Annotated in this window: 18 protein-coding genes; 16 read left to right on the top strand and 2 right to left on the bottom strand. The window is 55.0% G+C overall.

The genetic code is table 11. From position 1 onward, the window contains the following. Nucleotides 1-16: 16 nt before the first annotated feature. From msbA to murB, 6 genes are read left to right on the top strand one after another with little or no spacing between them, the layout of a single operon-like run. The gene (gene msbA, locus LG301_RS09410; RefSeq protein ID WP_404470849.1) at nt 17-1,753 is read left to right on the top strand and encodes a lipid A export permease/ATP-binding protein MsbA; all 1,737 of its coding nucleotides are present in this window, start codon (nt 17-19) and stop codon (nt 1,751-1,753) included. Then, nucleotides 1,750-2,766, top strand: a complete 1,017-nt coding sequence (lpxK, locus tag LG301_RS09405) for a tetraacyldisaccharide 4'-kinase (RefSeq protein WP_404470847.1) — start codon at nt 1,750-1,752, stop codon at nt 2,764-2,766. Before msbA ends, lpxK begins: the two co-directional genes overlap by 4 nt. Further along, on the top strand, nt 2,759-2,968 hold the full coding sequence (locus LG301_RS09400) for a Trm112 family protein (protein WP_404470845.1): 210 nt from the start codon (nt 2,759-2,761) through the stop codon (nt 2,966-2,968). The genes lpxK and LG301_RS09400 overlap by 8 nt, the downstream gene beginning before the upstream one ends. Further along, nucleotides 2,968-3,753 carry a 3-deoxy-manno-octulosonate cytidylyltransferase gene (gene kdsB, locus LG301_RS09395; protein ID WP_404470843.1) on the top strand — a complete coding sequence of 262 codons (786 nt, stop codon included), beginning with the start codon at nt 2,968-2,970 and terminating at the stop codon, nt 3,751-3,753. Before LG301_RS09400 ends, kdsB begins: the two co-directional genes overlap by 1 nt. Next, nucleotides 3,753-4,220: a low molecular weight protein-tyrosine-phosphatase gene (locus tag LG301_RS09390; protein ID WP_404470841.1), complete on the top strand. Its 468-nt coding sequence runs from the start codon at nt 3,753-3,755 to the stop codon at nt 4,218-4,220. The genes kdsB and LG301_RS09390 overlap by 1 nt, the downstream gene beginning before the upstream one ends. Before the next feature lie 3 nt (nt 4,221-4,223). Next, nucleotides 4,224-5,228 carry a UDP-N-acetylmuramate dehydrogenase gene (gene murB, locus LG301_RS09385; protein ID WP_404470839.1) on the top strand — a complete coding sequence of 335 codons (1,005 nt, stop codon included), beginning with the start codon at nt 4,224-4,226 and terminating at the stop codon, nt 5,226-5,228. A gap of 57 nt (nt 5,229-5,285) precedes the next feature. On the opposite strand, the gene rne is transcribed toward murB, so the two are convergent. Continuing rightward, a complete protein-coding gene (gene rne, locus LG301_RS09380; protein ID WP_404470837.1) occupies nt 5,286-8,612 on the bottom strand; it encodes a ribonuclease E in 3,327 nt (1,108 codons plus the stop codon). Between the two features lie 700 nt (nt 8,613-9,312). Between rne and LG301_RS09375 the strand changes: the two genes are divergently transcribed. From LG301_RS09375 to sppA, 3 genes are read left to right on the top strand one after another with little or no spacing between them, the layout of a single operon-like run. Beyond that, complete coding sequence (locus LG301_RS09375; protein ID WP_404470835.1) at nt 9,313-10,254, top strand: RluA family pseudouridine synthase; 942 nt, start codon at nt 9,313-9,315, stop codon at nt 10,252-10,254. Nucleotides 10,255-10,263: 9 nt separating this feature from the next. Then, on the top strand, nt 10,264-10,914 hold the full coding sequence (locus LG301_RS09370) for an HAD family hydrolase (RefSeq protein ID WP_404470833.1): 651 nt from the start codon (nt 10,264-10,266) through the stop codon (nt 10,912-10,914). 29 nt (nt 10,915-10,943) lie between these two features. Next, the gene (sppA, locus tag LG301_RS09365) at nt 10,944-12,068 is read left to right on the top strand and encodes a signal peptide peptidase SppA (RefSeq protein WP_404470831.1); all 1,125 of its coding nucleotides are present in this window, start codon (nt 10,944-10,946) and stop codon (nt 12,066-12,068) included. 28 nt (nt 12,069-12,096) lie between these two features. On the opposite strand, the gene LG301_RS09360 is transcribed toward sppA, so the two are convergent. Next, nucleotides 12,097-12,690, bottom strand: coding sequence for a Maf family protein (locus LG301_RS09360; protein ID WP_404475218.1), 594 nt, complete (start codon nt 12,688-12,690; stop codon nt 12,097-12,099). A gap of 173 nt (nt 12,691-12,863) precedes the next feature. Here LG301_RS09360 and LG301_RS09355 point away from each other — a divergent pair, with 173 nt between their 5' ends. From LG301_RS09355 to fabF, 7 genes are all read left to right on the top strand, one after another. Continuing rightward, nucleotides 12,864-13,412 carry a YceD family protein gene (locus LG301_RS09355; protein ID WP_404470829.1) on the top strand — a complete coding sequence of 183 codons (549 nt, stop codon included), beginning with the start codon at nt 12,864-12,866 and terminating at the stop codon, nt 13,410-13,412. 36 nt (nt 13,413-13,448) lie between these two features. Then, on the top strand, nt 13,449-13,619 hold the full coding sequence (gene rpmF / locus LG301_RS09350) for a 50S ribosomal protein L32 (RefSeq protein ID WP_009099300.1): 171 nt from the start codon (nt 13,449-13,451) through the stop codon (nt 13,617-13,619). Nucleotides 13,620-13,660: 41 nt separating this feature from the next. Beyond that, complete coding sequence (plsX, locus tag LG301_RS09345) at nt 13,661-14,695, top strand: phosphate acyltransferase PlsX (protein WP_404470827.1); 1,035 nt, start codon at nt 13,661-13,663, stop codon at nt 14,693-14,695. Between the two features lie 135 nt (nt 14,696-14,830). Next, nucleotides 14,831-15,790: an ACP S-malonyltransferase gene (gene fabD, locus LG301_RS09340; RefSeq protein ID WP_404470825.1), complete on the top strand. Its 960-nt coding sequence runs from the start codon at nt 14,831-14,833 to the stop codon at nt 15,788-15,790. Between the two features lie 55 nt (nt 15,791-15,845). Next, nucleotides 15,846-16,589, top strand: a complete 744-nt coding sequence (fabG, locus tag LG301_RS09335; protein WP_404470823.1) for a 3-oxoacyl-ACP reductase FabG — start codon at nt 15,846-15,848, stop codon at nt 16,587-16,589. 124 nt (nt 16,590-16,713) lie between these two features. Then, entirely contained in the window at nt 16,714-16,947 is a 234-nt protein-coding gene (gene acpP / locus LG301_RS09330) for an acyl carrier protein (RefSeq protein WP_008956801.1), read from the top strand. Nucleotides 16,948-17,143: 196 nt separating this feature from the next. Continuing rightward, a complete protein-coding gene (gene fabF / locus LG301_RS09325; protein WP_404470821.1) occupies nt 17,144-18,382 on the top strand; it encodes a beta-ketoacyl-ACP synthase II in 1,239 nt (412 codons plus the stop codon).

Below are 18,382 nucleotides of genomic sequence, written 5' to 3'. Positions count from 1 at the left end.
ATTGCCGGGAGCGCGTGTGACTGATTCAGGTTGGGTTCTTTACAGACGGTTATTAGGCTACGTTAAACCACATTGGCGCGCGTTTGCGCTAGCGATTTTAGGCTTCGTGATTTATGCCGCTTCAAGTACAGCGCTAGCCGAGATGATGAAGCGATTAATTGACGGTATTCAGCATCCTGATGCTGCTTTCAGGCTATTTTTACCGTTGTTTGTCATTCTGATGTTTGCTTCCCGTGGACTGGGTACGTTTTTAAGTACCTATTTCATGGCGTATGTCGGCAGGTATGTGATCCATACGCTGCGCTGCAACGTTTTTAGCCATCTGTTGCACTTGCCAGGTAGCTTTTTTGATCACCACTCAAGCGGCCATTTGGTTTCGCGTGTAACTTATCATGTAGAGCAAGTGGCGGGAGCGGCGACCAAGGCAGTCACGATTATTTTACGAGAAGGCCTGTTTGTTATAGGTCTCATTGGTTACTTGCTTTGGACAAACTGGATGCTGACGCTGCTATTTTTAGCAGTAACGCCTATTATTGCAGCGGTCGTCAGCTATGTAAGCAAGCGGTTTAGGCGTATTTCCAAGCGTATTCAAAACTCCATGGGTGATGTCACTCATATTGCCTCTGAGGCGCTCTCAGGCTATCGCGTGGTGCGCACCCACGGTGCCGAGCCTTATGAAAAACAGCGTTTTGAACGGGTGAGTGAAGAGAACCGTCGCCAGAGTATGAAAGAGGCGATGACCCGCGCTGTAAGTTCCCCCGTTATCTTGATGCTGGTCGCTATCTCTATGGCGCTGTTGGTGTGGATGGCGATGGCGCCAGCACTAATGGCTGACATGACGCCCGGCGAGTTTGTGGCGTTTATTACCGCTGCGGCGCTGATGATTAAGCCAGTGCGTCAGCTTACTGAGGTTAATGGTGAGATCCAAAAGGGTCTTGCCGCAGCCTCTGAGCTATTTGGTTTGCTGGATTTACCCCCTGAGCAAGATGAGGGTAAAACAGTACCCCAACACGTCACTGGAGAGCTGGTGATTGATAACGTCAGCTTTCGTTATGCGGATGATCAGCCCAATGTGCTCCATAGTATTAATCTCAAAGTAGCGCCGGGTGAGCTAGTCGCGATAGTAGGGCGCTCAGGCAGCGGCAAGACAACGCTCGTTAGTCTGTTGCCACGGTTTTATCGTCCAACCGAAGGGCGGATTTTAATTGATGGTCTGGATGTTAATGAGTATGCACTCGGGCCGCTACGGCAGCGTATCGCTCTGGTGTCTCAACAGGTGACTCTGTTTAACGCCAGTATTGCCGATAATATTGCGTACGGCGTTGCTAATCCTGACCCAGCAGCTGTGGAAGCGGCGGCACAAGCGGCTTACGCCAGCGAATTTATTGAAAAGCTGCCTCAAGGCTACGCCACCGTCGTGGGGGAGAACGGCGTTATGCTCTCAGGGGGGCAGCGCCAGCGCTTAGCAATCGCCCGAGCGATTTTCAAAGATGCGCCAATCCTAATTTTGGATGAGGCCACGTCTGCTCTGGATACCGAATCCGAGCGGTATATTCAAAAAGCCCTTGAGCGGGTCTGCGAAGGTCGCACTACGCTGGTCATTGCCCATCGCCTTTCTACTATCGAGAGGGCTGATCGCATCCTGGTCATGGATCAAGGCCGCATTATCGAGCAGGGCACCCACCAAGCGCTGCTGGAAGCTGGTGGTGCTTACTCAGCGCTGCATCAACTGCAGTTTCAGGAGAGTGAATGAGCCTGGAGCAACGCTGGCTAAAGGCTGCTTATGGGGCTAGCCCATGGCTTATGCCGCTCTATCCGCTGGGTGCTTTATACCGTTATCTTATGCGGAGCCGAGAAGCACGCTATCGCTGTGGAAAAAAGTTCGTTTGGCACGCGCCGGTACCGGTCATTGTCGTAGGTAACATCACGCTAGGCGGTACAGGTAAGTCCCCGTTGGTGGCATGGCTTGCGCGCTGGCTGGTTAACCAGGGCTGGTCACCGGGTATAGTTACCCGAGGGTACGGGGGCAAGGCGGATGCTTATCCGCTATTCGTAACCCCTGAGACGGCGCCATCTCAAAGTGGCGATGAGCCACTCATGCTTGCTCAGCAAACGGGCTTACCCGTGGTGGCTGACCCTCAGCGCGCCCGGGGTGGCCAAGCGTTAGTGGAGATGGGGTGCGATATTTTATTGAGTGATGATGGTCTTCAGCATTTGGCGCTTGGGAGGGATATTGAACTTGTCGTTGTCGACGGTGCTCGGGGATTAGGGAATGGCCGATGTCTGCCTGCAGGCCCATTGCGGGAAGCTCCCTGCCGCTTAGACCGTGTCGATGCTGTGATTGTCAACGGTGAGTTATCTAAGCCGCTATCGGTCGCCTATACCGCTATGCAATTAATGCCGCAGCGCTGGCGACGCTTGCGCGATGGTCAGCACCATGAGCTGACGCCGCTCCCTTTTCATTTGCCAGTGCATGCCGTCGCTGGCATCGGGCATCCAGAACGATTTTTCAACACCCTACAGAGCTTGGGGGTTGAGGGGGAAATGCATCCGTTAGCGGATCATCAGCAATTTCATTCAGCGGCGCTAGCGTTTGGCGACCAGCGTCCCGTTGTAATGACTGCAAAAGATGCGGTGAAATGCAAAGATATAGCGCCACCCGATAGCTGGGTGTTGGAGGTGGAGGCGGTGCTTCCACCATCGTTTGAACATTGGCTGGCAGCCAAGCTGTCAGCGCTTATTGAAAGAGGAAGCACCCATGGATAAGGAACTACTGGCGATGCTGGTTTGCCCACTCTGCAACGGCAAGCTGAAGTATAATCGTGAAGCCCAAGAGTTACTATGCTATTACGATGGCCTCGCCTATCCCATTAATGAAGGGATTCCGGTCATGCTGCCCGAAGAGGCGCGAGTAATGGATGCTGATGAAAAACTGCACACCTCGCCAGGCCGAACAGGGGAGGCATAATGGCAGCTGCTGAGCCAGGTTTCATTGCTGTTGTACCCGCTCGATATGGCTCTACTCGCCTGCCTGGCAAGCCGCTACTCGATATTGCCGGTGAGCCGATGGTTGCGCATGTATGGCGGCGCGCCTGTCAAAGCCAAGCTAGCCGGGTGGTCGTCGCGACAGATGATGCACGTATTCGCGATGCTATGCTGCCGTACGGCGCAGAGGTAGTGATGACCCGGGCTGACCACCCATCAGGCACGGATCGTCTGGCAGAAGTGGCTGAGCATTTATCCTTGAGTGAAGAAGCCCTGCTGGTGAATGTTCAGGGAGATGAGCCACTTATTCCTCCTGTGCTGATCAACCAGGTGGCGCAACGTTTAGCCGATGACCCTGAGGCAGCTATTGCAACCCTCGCTGAGTCGATCAGCGATGTAGAGACGCTTTTTAACCCCAATGTGGTGAAAGTGGTGCGCTCTTTAGCGGGTCGGGCACTTTATTTCTCACGCGCTCCCATCCCCTGGGATCGTGAGCACTTTAAAGCCCAGCCTGCGCTGCTGGCTACCGATGCCTGGCTTCGCCATATTGGTATTTATGCCTACCGCGCAGGGTTTTTATACGCTTACCGTGAGCTTTCGCCTTCCAGCTTAGAGCAACTTGAACAGCTAGAGCAGTTGCGAGCGTTACAGCATGGTTATGCCATCCAAGTCGCTTTGGCCTGTACGATTAACCCGCCGGGCGTAGACACCGCTGAAGATCTCCATAGGGTAAGAGAATTGTTGACGCAGTTAAACGAGGTTCACTAATGAAGCGCGTACTGTTTGTTTGCCTGGGTAATATATGCCGCTCTCCAACAGCAGAAGGAGTCTTTCAGCACGCTGTTGATGAAGCGGGACTGAGAGGGCATATACACGTTGACTCCTGTGGGGTCGGTGATTGGCATGTTGGTAAAGCACCGGACGAGCGTGCCCAGTTAGCGGCCAAGCGGCGGGGCGTAGATATCAGTCACCTGCGTGGGCGCCAGCTGAGTGCCAACGATTTTCTTGAGTTCGACTATGTGTTGGCGATGGATCATGCCAACTTGCAGGCAATGAGAGCGCTTAAGCCTGCGGAGAGTCGCGCTCACGTGGGGCTCTTTTTAGCCTTTGCGGGCACTCCCGATGCGGAAGTGCCAGACCCGTACTATGGCGGGGATGAGGGCTTCGAAAGCGTACTGGATATGATCGAAACTGCTTCGGCGGGGCTTATTGCTGAGTTAACGGGTAAACGATAGGGCATGCTAACTATTCAACCGCATGTTGATTTGAGCGCGATGAATACGCTGCGCCTGCCATGTTATGCCGAGCGGTTTGTGGCGCCTCAAACGCTATGCAGTTTACAGGCCGTACTGCGCCAAGCCGCTGCATGCCAGTGGCCTGTCACCCTGTTGGGCGGCGGCAGTAACGTACTCCTGCCGCCTCAATTAAGTGGAATTGTGATCCGCCCCTCGCTCCGCCAATGGTGGCTTGAGTCTCAGGGTGATGATGTCGTGGCCTATGTAGGCGCAGGCGTTAACTGGCATTCGCTGGTGATGGTGTTAGCGGACCGTGGCGTGTGGGGGGCTGAAAACCTTGCGCTTATTCCCGGACATTGTGGCGCGGCGCCGGTACAAAATATTGGTGCGTATGGCGTTGAGCTAAGAGATGTGCTGTTGGGTGTGCAGGTGGTCGAGATCGCTTCGGGTAATGTGCGCTGGATGAGTGCCGCAGAGTGCCAGTTTGGTTACCGCGATAGCCTTTTTAAACACGCGTTGGCGAATCGCGTCGTCATTACACAGCTGGTGCTGCGTCTTTCAAGGCAGCCTAATCCAAAACTGCACTACGGAGACTTGGCATCACGCGTGCCCGCGCAGCCAACCCCACTCGCCATTGCCGAAGCTGTGTGTGCCGTTCGCCGTGCAAAACTACCCGATCCCGAGGTATTGGCAAATGCGGGAAGCTTTTTTAAAAACCCCCTTGTCAGCCAGGCTCATGCCGAGCAGTTGCTTCAACAGAACCCGGCTATGCCTCATTTTCCCCAGCCCGATGGGCAAATCAAACTGGCTGCAGGGTGGTTGATCGATCAGTGCGGTTTAAAGGGGCTGCGAGACGGCAGTTTTGGGGTGCATGCTCAACAGGCGTTGGTGTTAGTGCACTTTGGTGGAGGTGATCGTGCTGGCTTATTGCAGTTTGCCGAGCGGGTTGCTGACGCGGTGAACACACGTTTTGGCGTGGAGCTTGAACCTGAGCCGAGACTCTTATAGTTAAAACGCCAGCCACAAAAAAACCCCGCCGAAGCGGGGTTTTTTTAGGCGCTACGCTTACTCTTGATTAGCGTTTTGCGCTTGCTGCTTTCGCAGTTCACGCGGGTCGTTATGCGCACGGCTGCGACGGCGACGACGGCTTGGCTTGGGCGTTTCTTCTTGAGTGGCTGCTGGCTCATTCTCAGCGTCTTTCGACGTTGATGAGCTGTCTGCGCCTGTTTCAGGCGCTGCCACGGGCGCTTCTTCAGGCTGCGGGGTATCGCTGCGTGAAGCCGTAGGCGCTGATTTTTCAGACGCTGGCACTTCAGGCACTGACGTTTCAGTGGCTGCAGCATCTTCTAACGGCGTTGAAGCGTTGGCTTGAGTAGCTGCCACTTCATCAGCATTCGCTTCGTTAACTGTCGCTTCATCAGGCTGTGCGTTGCCGGACGGAGCTTTGCTGGGCTTGGCTTCGTCGGTTACCGGCTCTGCGTCTGTGGCCGTTTCTGTCGCATGCGCTTCTGGTTCTGCTTCAGGCGCTTTAACGTCCGGCTCCGCCGTTTGGTTCTGCGGGGCGGCGTTAGGCTCAGGCCGCTCTGTTACTTCGGCGGGTTGTGGTTCGCTATTGGCCACGGGCGCAGCTTCAGGCTGCACAGGCGCCTCGGCGGGCTGAGGCGCGTCTGCTTCTTGAGGCGTCGCAGCCTGGGGTGTTGCCTCAGTCTCAGCTTTTTCCGTATCGCTAGCAGACTCGTTAGCGATAGCTTGGCCTTCATCACCTGCTGACGCCTCTTGTGCGGGCTGAGGCTTACGGCGCTGATGCGTAGCTTTGCGCGCCTTTTCGGCGGGCTTGGCAGGCTGCTCTGCGGTTGTCTCATCGACGTTTGTTTCATCAGCCGCTTTATCAACATCAGGCGCTTGCGCGCTTGCTGAGTCAACGGGCGCTGCTGTAGGTGCCTCTTGTGCCGTAGAGTCCGCTGGCTGGCTCTCAGTGCTTGGCGCGGCTTCGGCTGTGTCCTCTACTGTGGCCACTGCCGTAAGCGCAGCCTCCGCCTGAAGCTTTTGCTGCTCGGCTTCAGACTGAGGGTTAATGGCCTGTTTGCGTGAGCGGTTACGCGGATTATTGCGCGTACGCTTTGGCTTGCCATCATGTTGTGAAGCAGGCTGATGACTGTCTTGACTTGCCTCGCCTTCGTTAGCGCTGCGCGACTCATCGCTCTTGGCTTTCTCATCGCGCGGCTTATTGTCCCGTGGTTTATTCTCACGGGGTTTTTGCTCTTTTGCTTGGTCGCGCGTGGTATTGCGTCGATTTTCAGGCTGCGCGGGCGCCGTGGCGTCATCATTGCGAGCCTCAGAGCTGCTGCTCTGTTCCTTCGGAGTTTGCCGATTGCTCTTGTTGGCGCTTTCCTGTTGCTTAGCCTCATCCTGCTGCGATGGACGGCGGCGGTTGCGCGTACGGTTAGGGCCGCTGCGCTTATCGCTGGCCTCATCCCCAGAGGTGGCGCTACGAGCGTTGCTGCGCTGTTCGCTCTTCCCGGTGCTCTCGCTGCTTTCGCGCGGCTGCTTGGGTTTGTTGCTATCGGCGCTGCGGGTGTTTTTGGATGCGCTGCGCTCAGCGGGCTTGCGTGCAGTTTGGGTCTTCGCAACCGGTTGTTGAGAGCCGCTGTCTTCGCCGCCAAGTAGTTTGGCGAAACCGCGGATAAAGCGACCTATCACACTTGGTTGCTCATCGGCGGCGGGGACTGCAGCAGAGGGCGATGGTTTAGCAGGTGCTTCTTCTGTCTGTAGCGAAACCGGCGCAGGAGCGTTATGTGTGACGCTCTTAACGGCCGCTTCAGCACGCTGTGCCGGAGGGGTAAAGCTTGGATCAGGCTCTTTCCCTACTTCAGTATCCGTCGATATCTCAAAGCTAGAAAGCGCTTGGCTATCATCTTCATCAAGATGATCATCGCGAAACCGCTGAACGTCGTAGTGGGGGGTGTCCATGTCAGGGCTAGGCAATAGGACGACGCGCACCCCTTGACGAGATTCGATGTCAGCCAGCACGCTGCGTTTTTCGTTCAGCAGATAAGTGGCCACCGGCACCGGTAAGATGGCGCGGATCTGTGCACTGCGCTCTTTCATGGCTTCTTCTTCGATCAAGCGCATGATAGAGAGTGACAAAGAGCGAACATCGCGTATCGTGCCCTGGCCGTTACAGCGCGGGCAAACCACGCCGCTGGTTTCACCCAAAGAGGGGCGCAGCCGCTGGCGCGACATCTCCATTAAGCCAAAGCGTGAAATGCGACCAATTTGCACACGTGCACGGTCAAGTTTCAGCGCATCCCGCATGCGGTTTTCCACTTCCCGCTGATTGCGAGCCGGACCCATGTCGATAAAGTCGATCACGACCAGGCCACCAATATCCCGCAAACGCAGCTGGCGAGCGATCTCGTCAGCGGCTTCCGAGTTGGTTTGTAGGGCGGTCTCTTCAATGTCGCTGCCGCGTGTGGCGCGTGCGGAGTTGATATCGATAGAGACCAGTGCTTCCGTGTGATCGATAACGATAGAACCACCGGAAGGCAGCTTCACTTCGCGCTGGTAGGCGGTTTCAATTTGCGACTCAATTTGGAAGCGCGAAAACAGCGGCACTTCATCAACGTAGAGTTTGATTTTCTGCTGGTAGGAGGGCATTACTTGGCGAATAAAGCCCAGGGCTTCCGCGTGAATCTCCGGGCTGTCGATCAATACTTCGCCGATATCCTGGCGGAGATAGTCGCGCATGGCGCGAATGATGACATTGGATTCACGGTAAATCAGGAAAGGCGCTGAGCGTTTGCCCGCTTCAGTGGTGATGGACTCCCAAACCTGCACCAGGTAGTCGAGATCCCACTGCAGCTCTTCGGAGCTGCGGCCAATGCCTGCGGTGCGCACAATCAGGCCCATCTTGTCGGGCACAGTTAGCTGGCCCATGGCGTCTTTTAGCTGGCTGCGGTCATCACCTTCAATGCGGCGGGAAATGCCCCCCGCACGTGGGTTGTTCGGCATCAGGACTAAAAACCGGCCCGCCAGGCTAATGAACGTTGTAAGAGCCGCACCTTTATTGCCGCGCTCCTCCTTGTCCACCTGAACGATGACTTCCTGGCCCTCTTTAAGCACTTCTTTAATGCTGGGGCGGCCAGAAACATCCTTAATAAAGTACTCGCGGGAGATCTCTTTTAAGGGCAAAAAGCCGTGGCGTTCAGCGCCAAAATCGACAAACGCGGCTTCAAGAGAGGGTTCAACGCGGGTGATTTTGCCTCGATAAATATTGGCTTTTTTCTGTTCCCGTGCGCCTGATTCGATATCTAAATCGTAGAGGCGTTGTCCATCTACCAGTGCAACCCGAAGCTCTTCTGGCTGGGTTGCATTAATCAGCATCCGTTTCATAGCATCTCGCATAGCATTGCGTGCCGACGAACCGTCTAGGCGTGGCGTAGACGAATCGCTGGGTGCTGCGTGCTTGTGCTCGGCGCATAGCTATGCTGACGCATTAAACCGGGAAGGCATCATTGCCGACCCGGCTGAAAGGGCGTTGAGTACGTGGCGGAGGCAAGACATGTTTCGGTGGCTGTCACATCCATCCGGCCTTGCTGACACCGCCAACACCTGGCATTCATCGATTCGCCAACGCCGGCCATCGGCACAGCGTTGATCATTGCGCTCCGAATAGCATCCTTTTATGACATGCAGGGCAGCAATTCAGAGCGTGACGTTTGTTTAAACAAGCCCGCCATTGCGGGCGAGGCTTACGCGTATCTGGCGCAGAAATTACGAGCACCAGAGTGACTGTTTTTTTCAGTACGTTATTTCAGTGCGTGCTTTCTATACATTGGGGGTGCGGGCAATGCGTACACTAACCTATCACCCCATGCTCTGACCTGCGTGTTAGTCGGGCAGGTGCTTAGCTTAACCGTGGAAGGCGACGTGTAATAATACGGTTATCTACACGTTATCCACGCTAAACCGACGAGCATTTTGGAATATAACAGTAAAGACAACTACCAGCAATTGACGCAATGCCCATTGGTCTACGTTAGAATGCCGTTTTTAGCCTGATGTTAGAACATCATACCAGGAGTACGCGGCAATGGCCGAAGGGCGCGAAGTGCAGTGGGTGGATATCGCCCCGGAGCAGGCGGGTCAGCGAATTGATAATTTCTTGATGACGCGATTGAAAGGAGCGCCGCGTGCGTTGATCTATCGCATCGTACGCAAAGGCGAGGTAAGGGTTAACAAAAAGCGTGTCAAAGTCGATTATCGGCTACAAGCGGGTGATCTGGTGCGTGTCCCGCCGCTGCGCTTAGCGCCGCGAGAGGCGGTGAAAGAGGTGAGTGATAATTTGCGCGACCTGCTGATTGGTAGCGTGATTATGGAAGGCCCGGACTGGCTGGTGCTCAACAAACCTTCTGGCTTGGCGGTGCATGGCGGTAGCGGTGTGAAAATAGGTTTGATCGAAGCGCTAAGACAGGTGCGTGATGATCTAACCTTTTTAGAGTTGGTGCACCGATTAGATCGTGATACGTCCGGTTGTTTGCTGCTGGCTAAATCCCGCGATGCGCTGGTTACCCTTAATGAATCGCTGAAAAAGCACGCCATGGATAAGCGCTACCTGGCGCTGGTGAACGGACGCTGGCCGGCACGAAAAACCTATGTAGGCGCTCGATTAGATCGTTTTGATGCGGGTAACGGTGAGCGTCGCGTGCGTGTTGACCCGAATGGCAAGGTGTCGCGCACGCTGTTTTCCGTTGTTGAAACCTTTGAAAAAGCCACCCTGGTTGAAGCGGAGCCCGTGACGGGTCGCACGCATCAGATTCGCGTGCATGCTGCCCACGCGGGGCATGCGCTACTGGGCGACGATAAATATTCAACCCGTGAAAGTGCGCATATGACACAGCAGCTAAAGGTGGATCGACTATTTTTGCACGCACGTGCCTTAACATTCCCCGAGCCGGGTAATGGTCGGCCTGTAACGGTGAAAGCACCGCTGCCAGACGCGCTGGAAGCCGTGCTGAAGCGGGCTCGACAGTAAGGAATCCGTATGCGCTACGAGCTGATTATTTTTGATTGGGATGGCACCCTGATGAACTCGGTGCCTAAAATTGTCGCCTGCATGCAGGCAGCTGCTTTAGACGCAGAGTGGGGCTCGCTCAGCGTCAATGCCGTCGAGGACATCATTGGCTTGGGATTGCCGGAGGCAATCGCTAAGCTCTGCCCAGGCATCAAGCCCGTGCAAGCCGAGCGATTGCGCGAGCGCTATGCCCATCATTTCGTGCATTCTGACACTACTCCCATGCCATTTTTTGAAGGCGTTGATACACAGATAGCACGCTTACGCCAGCGTGATGGGCAACGGCTAGCGGTAGCCACGGGAAAAAGTCGCCGCGGTCTTGACCGCGTGTTTGCCGAAACAGGCAGTGGTGGATGGTTTGACGCTAGCCGTACGGCGGATGAAACGCGCTCAAAACCGCACCCGCAAATGCTTAGCGAGCTGCTGGAGGAGCTAGCCATTCCCGTAGAGCGTGCGGTGATGGTGGGAGATACCGAGTATGACATGGAGATGGCGAGAGCTATTGGTATGGACCGTGTGGCGGTCACTTACGGTGTCCACACGCCAACCCGCTTAGCGGCCAGTCAACCTCGTTGGGTAGCGCATAATATTAATGAGCTGTTTGATTGGCTATATGGCTAACCACACCCCGGCACAGTTAAGGGCAGTTTATGAGCGATGATCAAAAGCGCGGCAGCGATTATGAGCGGCCGCAAGCGGTAGACGAGCAGGCTAATGAGGCTGTGCAGGATCGTTGGACGCAGGGGCCGGAGGTCTCAAGGTCTGCCAAGGAAGAGGCTGTGTCAGTTGGCGATGCCAGCGACGATGCCGAAACCCTGCGTGAACGTCAGCGGCTGGCGCAGTTAGAAATGATGGATCGGTGGATTGGTGGCGTATTAACCGAGCAGCGCCGAACGCGGCGCTGGAAGCTTTTTTTCCGTTTAATGCTGCTGACAATTGTGCTTGTCTCGTTAACGACCACGGTTTATAGCGTGTGGTGGGGGGAGCCCACTGCCTCGACGCCAGCGCAATCGCATTTGGCGCTGGTGGAGGTGCGTGGAGTCATTGCTAGTGATGCGCCAGCTAACGCAGAGCGTATTATTCGTGGGCTAAACCGTGCCTGGTCGGCTGATAGTGCCGCTGCGGTGGTGCTGCATATTGATAGCCCTGGCGGCAGTCCTGTCCAGTCGCAGCGTATTTTTGCTGAAATTATGCGGTTACGTGAGCAAGGCGATAAGCCTATCTATGCGCTGATTGAAGACGTGGGGGCCAGCGGCGCCTACTACATTGCTTCTGCAGCTGATGAAATCATGGCGTCACCTGCCAGCTTGGTGGGTTCAATTGGCGTTATTTACGCGGGCTTTGGTTTTCAAGAGGCGATAGATAGGCTGGGTGTCGAGCGACGGGTAGTCACTGCCGGTGAGAATAAGGCGTTTCTTGACCCCTTTCAGCCGTTAGATGAGGACGTAGAGGCGTTTTGGCAGGACGTGCTCAATCAGACCCATGCACAGTTTATTAATGACGTACGCGCTGGGCGCGGTGATCGGTTAACCGATAATCCAGAAGTGTTTTCAGGGCTGGTTTGGAGCGGCGAGCAGGCGCTTTCGCTAGGTTTAGTGGATGAGTTGGCGAGTCTTGAGCAGTTGGCGCGTGACAAAGTGGGCGGTGCACACTGGGAGGACTACACGCCGAGCCTGGACCCCTTCGAGCGATTAACACGCCGCTTCACCCAGGCGGCGGCTGAGGTGCTGGGCGTGTCATCGGTGAGTTCTCCGCTTCGCTTCGAGTCTCCCTAGCGTAGCGTTGAACTCCGTCTTAATCTGGCTAAGCATCGCCAAGTGGGTTCATGCCTGCTTGGCGAAGCATATCGCATAGCGCTATAAGCGGTAGGCCAATAAGCGCGTTTGGGTCACGGCCCTCAAGTCTTTCAAAAAGCGCAATGCCTAGCCCCTCCATGCGAAAGCTGCCGGCGCTATCTAGCGGTTGCTCAAGCGCTACGTAGCGTTCGATTTCTCGCTGGCTAAGTGAGCGGAAGACAACGTCAAAGTGCTCAATGTGAACCTGGTGTCGCTGGTTGCGGGTGTCCAGCAGCGCCAAGCCGGTTAAAAATGTGACTCGCTGACCCGAAAAGCGCGCCAGGTTGGCGCAAGCGCGCTCAGCGGTATGCGGCTTGCCGAGAATGTCTCCCTCAAACAGAGCGATTTGGTCAGAGCCAATAATGCAGTGGTGTGCGAAGCGTTCAGCCACAGCGTTGGCTTTGCTTAGGGCAAGGCGATGTACGAGGGCCTGCGGTGATTCGTTGGGGTAGGGGGTTTCATCGATCTCTGGCGAATAGCACTGGTAGGGCAGCTGTAGCCTATCTAGCAGCGCTTGGCGGAAGCGTGAGCTAGAGGCCAGGACCAAAGGGGCGTCATCCATTAGTGGCACTGAAGTCTCCTTATTTGACCGCGTATTGGTTTGTCGGGTGTGACCATGCGAGTGTAACCAAACCCATTGAGTCTGCCTATTTACCCTACTGCGGAAGAGAAACTATCAAGAAATACGCTGACAGCTTTGACACCAGCGGGGGGAGTGCCTATCATTGCGCGCCTATGTTGACCTCACAACTCCCCAGTCGGGTTGAGCCTTATAAGCTCGCAGCCCGCCGCGAACGACTTGAAGGCTTAGTGGCGCTTGATAAGCTGCCGCGTCTTGCTGAAGAAGCAGGAAACCAAACCGGCGACTGTCATGTCGTCCTTGAGTTTGGAGTAGATGCCCAAGGCCGTCGCGAAATTCGTGGCCAATTGCACGCAACGCTGGCACTGCCCTGTCGTCGCTGCCTGGAGCCGCTCAGTCAAGACGTGTCTAGTGACTTCCTGTTAGGGATGGTGACAGATGAAGTCTTGGCTGCCGAGCTGCCTGCCAGTCATGAGCCTGTGCTGGTGGAAAATGAACAGCTGGACTTGCTGACGGTAGTAGAGGATGAGCTTATCCTTAGCTTGCCGCAGGTGGTCTATCACGATGAGGCTGAATGCCATGTCTCGGCGGATCAGCTGGTCAGCAAGACCGAAGGCGCAGCGGATGAATCCGCTTCCGCCAAGAACCCTTTCGCAGTGCTCAACGCTTTGAAAAGCAGCGGCGCTTTGAAAGGCAAAAAGTAAGCACTACTTACCCTACATACCTTGGAGTAAACACCCATGGCAGTTCAACAGAACCGTAAAACTCGTTCCAAGCGCGGCATGCGTCGTAGCCACGATGCGCTGAGCGCACCGACTCTTTCTCAAGATAAAGAGACCGGCACTACTCACCTGCGTCACCACGTGTCTCCAGACGGTTTCTACCGTGGTCGTAAGGTCGTTGAGGTTTAAGCCTTAACGCATTATGTACGGCAAAACAGGGTGGGTGCTGTGTGCGCCTAGCGATTGATGTAATGGGGGGTGACCAAGGCCCCCGTGCCATTATCGAAGGCTCAGCCAGGGCAGCTGTTGAACGCCCTGATTTAGAGCTAACCCTGTTTGGGCCGTATCAGCAGATTGTTGCTGAGCTTTCGCGCTTGCCGCAGCCCTTGGCTGCGGCAACGTCACGTTTAGTGGCAGCGGATGCGCCTGACTGCGTGTCTCCAGCAGCTACTGCGTCATGGGCGCTTCGTCGTGGTCATTCAACCAGTATGGCGCGAATGTTGAATAGTCTTTCGCAGAATGACGCCTTAGCGGGTGTTAGTGCTGGGAATACGGGTGCATTGGTGGCGCTTGCCAGGCGAGAGCTGGGTATGCTGCCCGGCATATCTAGGCCTGCGATAAGTACGGCTATTCCTGCGCGCAAAGGACGCCGCTGTTATTTGCTAGATTTGGGCGCGAACGTAGATTCGCCTGCCCATCGGCTGTTCGATTTTGCCATGATGGGGGCTGCGATGGCCCACTGTATTGATGGTATTGAGCGCCCAAAAGTAGCCTTGCTTAACGTTGGCGCAGAGGCAACCAAGGGCAGCGCAGCTGTGCGTGAAGCTGACCGCTTGTTGCGTGAATGTGGTAGCGAACTGGCGTTTGACTACCAAGGTTATGCCGAAGGTGGTGATATATTCCAGGGCGAGCTCGATGTGGTGGTGTGCGATGGTTTCGTGGGTAATGTAGCTCTTAAAGCGAGTGAAGGTTTGACCCGTATGTTGGTGGAACGCGTGCAGATGGCGTTTGAATCACGCCTAAGTGGACGTTTAGCAAGCATACTGGCCAAGCCTGTACTTAAGCGTCTGAAGCAAGAACTGGATCCTGTGCGCTATAATGGAGCCAGTTTGCTGGGTCTGCAGAAAATCGTCGTAAAAAGTCATGGAAGTGCCGGTGCCGATGGCTTCTATTATGCTATCCAGCGTGCGCTTCAAGAAGTCGAGCATAAACTGCCAGCGCGGGTGGCGGGGCGCTGGTCGCGCCACGTACCTCCGCAGGCATGAGATAACAAAACGTTGGTTAATTATTTTTGCGCGTTATCGGCGGCAGCAGGATGTGCCACAACCGCTTAAAGCGGCGCCAATAACTGCGCCTATCGCTCGAATGAGCAAACGCCTACAAGAGCAAAGGTGAACGACATGTCTCAACCCCTTGCCCTCATTTTTCCCGGGCAAGGCTCTCAGCAGCTAGGAATGCTGCGAGAGCTGGCCGAGCGCTATAGTGTAGTGGGAACAACATTTGAGGAAGCGTCGGATGCTTTGGACTACGACTTGTGGAAAGTCGTCCAGGAAGGCCCAGAGGAAGCCCTTAACGCTACAGCCTGCACCCAGCCTGCACTGCTTTCGTCAAGTATCGCTATTTGGCGTGTCTGGCAAGAGTTGGAGGGGCCTCGCCCCAGCGTGATGGCAGGCCATAGCCTAGGTGAGTACAGCGCTATGGTATGTGCAGGTGTCATGAGCTTTGCCGAAGGCGTAAAGCTTGTACGCTTACGCGGTGAGGCGATGCAGCAAGCCGTGCCTGCTGGTGAAGGTGGTATGGCAGCCATACTGGGACTTGAAGATAGTGCAGTAGAGGCCGCTTGCGCTAGCGCAGCCCAGGGCGAAGTGGTTTCTGCCGTTAACTTCAACTCTCCCGGGCAGGTGGTAATTGCGGGCGGCAAAAGTGCCGTTGAGCGTGCAATTCTAGCCTGTCAGGAGGCGGGTGCTAAGCGTGCTATGGCACTGCCGGTGTCGGTGCCTTCCCACTGTGCTTTAATGCGACCAGCAGCCGAGCGCCTCTCTCAAGCGATGCAGGAGATTGAGCTGCGCGCACCGCGCTATACGGTCATCCAAAATGTGGATGCACAGGCGCATGCCGATATTGACACCTTGCGTACCCGCCTTATTGAGCAGCTGTATCAACCGGTACGCTGGTCCTCTTGTGTTGAAGCCATGGTGGAGCAAGGGGCGAATGTATTTATTGAGTGTGGCCCTGGTAAAGTGCTCACTGGGCTAAATAAGCGTATTGTGCGGGGAGCGAAGGGCTTAGCCGTCAATGATCCTGATAGCTTGGATGCTGCGCTGGAGCTTGCGCGTGAAGCGTTGGCTGACGACGCGTGATACGCAGTGATTTTCCGCTATCCTTGCTTATTCATATGGTTAAAGGCAGAACGTTATGACGCAAGAACGTAGAGTTGCGCTGGTCACTGGCGCCAGCAGAGGCATTGGTCGCGCCATTGCGCATGAGCTTGGGCGTCAAGGCCGCATCGTGGTGGGAACCGCGACCAGTGAGTCGGGTGCTGAGAAAATCGACGCTGATCTTAAAGAGCACGGCATTGATGGCGCGGGTATGTGCCTTAATGTTACGGATCAAGCAAGCATCGATCATGTGTTGAAAGCGATTAATGATCAGTTTGGCGCACCTACCATCTTGGTAAATAATGCGGGCATTACACGCGATAATTTGCTTATGCGCATGAAAGAGGACGAGTGGGATTCGGTAATGGATACCAACCTCAAGTCTGTTTATCGCGTTACCAAAGCCTGCTTGCGCGGTATGACAAAGGCGCGCTTTGGGCGTATCGTGTCGATTAGCTCGGTTGTGGCAACGATGGGTAACTTAGGCCAAGCTAACTATGCGGCTGCTAAGGCAGGCATGGAAGGGTTTAGCCGAGCGTTAGCTAGAGAAGTGGCTTCGCGGGCGATTACCGTTAACGCCGTGGCCCCTGGCTTTATTGCCACCGATATGACAGAGGCGCTGCCCGAAGCGCAGCACGAAATGCTGTTGAAGCAGATTCCTCTCGCGCGCCTTGGCGAGCCTGAGGAAATCGCCGCTGCCGTCGGCTTTTTAACAAGCGATGCGGCGGGTTACATTACTGGCGAAACGCTGCACGTTAACGGCGGCATGAATATGCGTTGATGGCCTCGGGCTTGGCGGTTGCGTCGGCCCAAGGGCGTCTATAAACTACCCCGCAGCTTTTGGCTTGCGGTTTCCAAATGGCTAGTTATCTATAACGGCTAATGTGAACGACTGGAGTACGTTGATGAGTACTATTGAAGAGCGCGTGAAGAAAGTTGTGGCAGAGCGCCTAAACGTTAAAGAAGAAGACATTCAGAATAGCTCTTCTTTCACGGAAGACTTAGGTGCTGACTCCCTCGACACCGTTGAACTGGTGATGGCGTTGGAAGAGGAATTTGATACTGAAATTCCTGATGAAGAAGCCGAAAAAATCACTACGGTTCAAGAAGCTATCGACTACGTAAACGCCCACCAGTAAGGGCTAAGTCGACGCATTGAACCAGGGTGGTATATGTTAACCACCCGCACCAAAAAAAGCCGTCCTGACATAGGGCGGCTTTTTTGCTTTGCGGTCACACTGAATATAACGTTCAATCTCCGTTATACTAGCACCAAATTTCTGCAGCAAATGACCCAGATGGGTCGTGTCACCATGGATGCCTGGAGGAAAGCTGATGGCGCGTAGAAGGGTAGTGGTAACTGGGTTAGGCCTGGTGACCCCAGTGGGTAATAGCGTAAATGAGTCGTGGGCGAATATTCTCGCAGGCAAAAGCGGCATAGCGCCGATAGAGCACTTTGATACCAGTGGCTTCAACACGCGCTTTGGTGGTTCGGTAAAGAATTTTGATATTAGCCCTTACTTGAACCCCAAAGACGCGCGCAAGATGGATCTGTTCATTCAATACGGCATGGCCGCCGGTGCTCAGGCCATTCAAGACTCAGGGCTTGTATGCACCGAAGAGAATGCAGAGCGCATTGGGGTGGCGATTGGCTCGGGTATTGGTGGGCTTCCAATGATTGAGCATAACCACAACGCGCTCAATAAAGGCGGCGCACGTCGCGTTTCACCGTTTTTTGTGCCGGGTTCTATCATTAATATGATCTCGGGCAATATGGCGATTCAGCACGGTTTTAAAGGCCCCAATATTGCTATCACAACGGCCTGTACCACCGGTACCCACAATATTGGTTATAGTGCACGCACCATCGCCTATGGCGATGCGGACGTGATGATTTGTGGCGGTGCAGAAATGGCCACCACGCCGCTGGGCTTAGGGGGGTTCTCGGCCGCACGAGCTCTCTCAACGCGAAACGATAATCCCGAAGCGGCTAGCCGCCCCTGGGATGCCGACCGTGACGGATTTGTGCTATCGGACGGTGCCGGCGTGATGGTGCTTGAAGAGTATGAGCAGGCTAAGGCGCGTGGTGCGACGATTTATGCGGAGCTTTCCGGATTCGGCATGAGTGACGACGCCTTCCACATGACGGCGCCGCCTGAGGACGGCCGTGGTGCCGCGCTCTCAATGAGTAACGCCATCAAAGATGCCAATATAGCGCCTTCCGAAGTGCACTATATCAATGCTCATGGGACATCAACCGCTGCGGGTGACTTAGCAGAAAGCCGTGCTATCGAGCGCGTGTTGGGTAGCGCTGCTCAGCAGGTAGCCGTTAGCTCTACCAAGTCTATGATTGGCCATCTCTTGGGCGCTGCCGGTGCAGTTGAAGCCATCTTCAGCGTTTTAGCGATACGTGACCAAGTGGCTCCCCCCACCATTAATCTGGATAACCCTCAAGAGGGTTGCAATCTCGACTACGTGCCGCATACCGCCCGTGAAATGCGTATTGATGTAGCGCTTTCTAACTCGTTTGGGTTTGGTGGCACTAATGGTTCGCTGCTGTTTACAAAGGTGTAA

The organism is Vreelandella venusta, from assembly GCF_044809155.1.
Classification (GTDB): Bacteria; Pseudomonadota; Gammaproteobacteria; order Pseudomonadales; family Halomonadaceae; genus Vreelandella; species Vreelandella venusta_B.
Note: the sequence above shows the minus strand (reverse complement) of the source record. Positions and strands in the feature narration are given on the sequence as shown.

Excerpts from the sequence above, each read along its gene's own strand:
- fabD (WP_404470825.1), top strand. The coding sequence starts at position 14,831 with ATGTCTCAACCCCTTGCCCTCATTTTTCCCGGGCAAGGCTCTCAGCAG.
- LG301_RS09390 (WP_404470841.1), top strand. The coding sequence starts at position 3,753 with ATGAAGCGCGTACTGTTTGTTTGCCTGGGTAATATATGCCGCTCTCCA.
- LG301_RS09375 (WP_404470835.1), top strand. The coding sequence starts at position 9,313 with ATGGCCGAAGGGCGCGAAGTGCAGTGGGTGGATATCGCCCCGGAGCAG.
- fabF (WP_404470821.1), top strand. The coding sequence starts at position 17,144 with ATGGCGCGTAGAAGGGTAGTGGTAACTGGGTTAGGCCTGGTGACCCCA.
- LG301_RS09400 (WP_404470845.1), top strand. The coding sequence starts at position 2,759 with ATGGATAAGGAACTACTGGCGATGCTGGTTTGCCCACTCTGCAACGGC.
- lpxK (WP_404470847.1), top strand. The coding sequence starts at position 1,750 with ATGAGCCTGGAGCAACGCTGGCTAAAGGCTGCTTATGGGGCTAGCCCA.
- fabG (WP_404470823.1), top strand. The coding sequence starts at position 15,846 with ATGACGCAAGAACGTAGAGTTGCGCTGGTCACTGGCGCCAGCAGAGGC.
- LG301_RS09370 (WP_404470833.1), top strand. The coding sequence starts at position 10,264 with ATGCGCTACGAGCTGATTATTTTTGATTGGGATGGCACCCTGATGAAC.
- LG301_RS09360 (WP_404475218.1), bottom strand. The coding sequence starts at position 12,690 with ATGGATGACGCCCCTTTGGTCCTGGCCTCTAGCTCACGCTTCCGCCAA.
- murB (WP_404470839.1), top strand. The coding sequence starts at position 4,224 with ATGCTAACTATTCAACCGCATGTTGATTTGAGCGCGATGAATACGCTG.
- acpP (WP_008956801.1), top strand. The coding sequence starts at position 16,714 with ATGAGTACTATTGAAGAGCGCGTGAAGAAAGTTGTGGCAGAGCGCCTA.
- kdsB (WP_404470843.1), top strand. The coding sequence starts at position 2,968 with ATGGCAGCTGCTGAGCCAGGTTTCATTGCTGTTGTACCCGCTCGATAT.
- rpmF (WP_009099300.1), top strand. The coding sequence starts at position 13,449 with ATGGCAGTTCAACAGAACCGTAAAACTCGTTCCAAGCGCGGCATGCGT.
- LG301_RS09355 (WP_404470829.1), top strand. The coding sequence starts at position 12,864 with ATGTTGACCTCACAACTCCCCAGTCGGGTTGAGCCTTATAAGCTCGCA.
- rne (WP_404470837.1), bottom strand. The coding sequence starts at position 8,612 with ATGAAACGGATGCTGATTAATGCAACCCAGCCAGAAGAGCTTCGGGTT.
- sppA (WP_404470831.1), top strand. The coding sequence starts at position 10,944 with ATGAGCGATGATCAAAAGCGCGGCAGCGATTATGAGCGGCCGCAAGCG.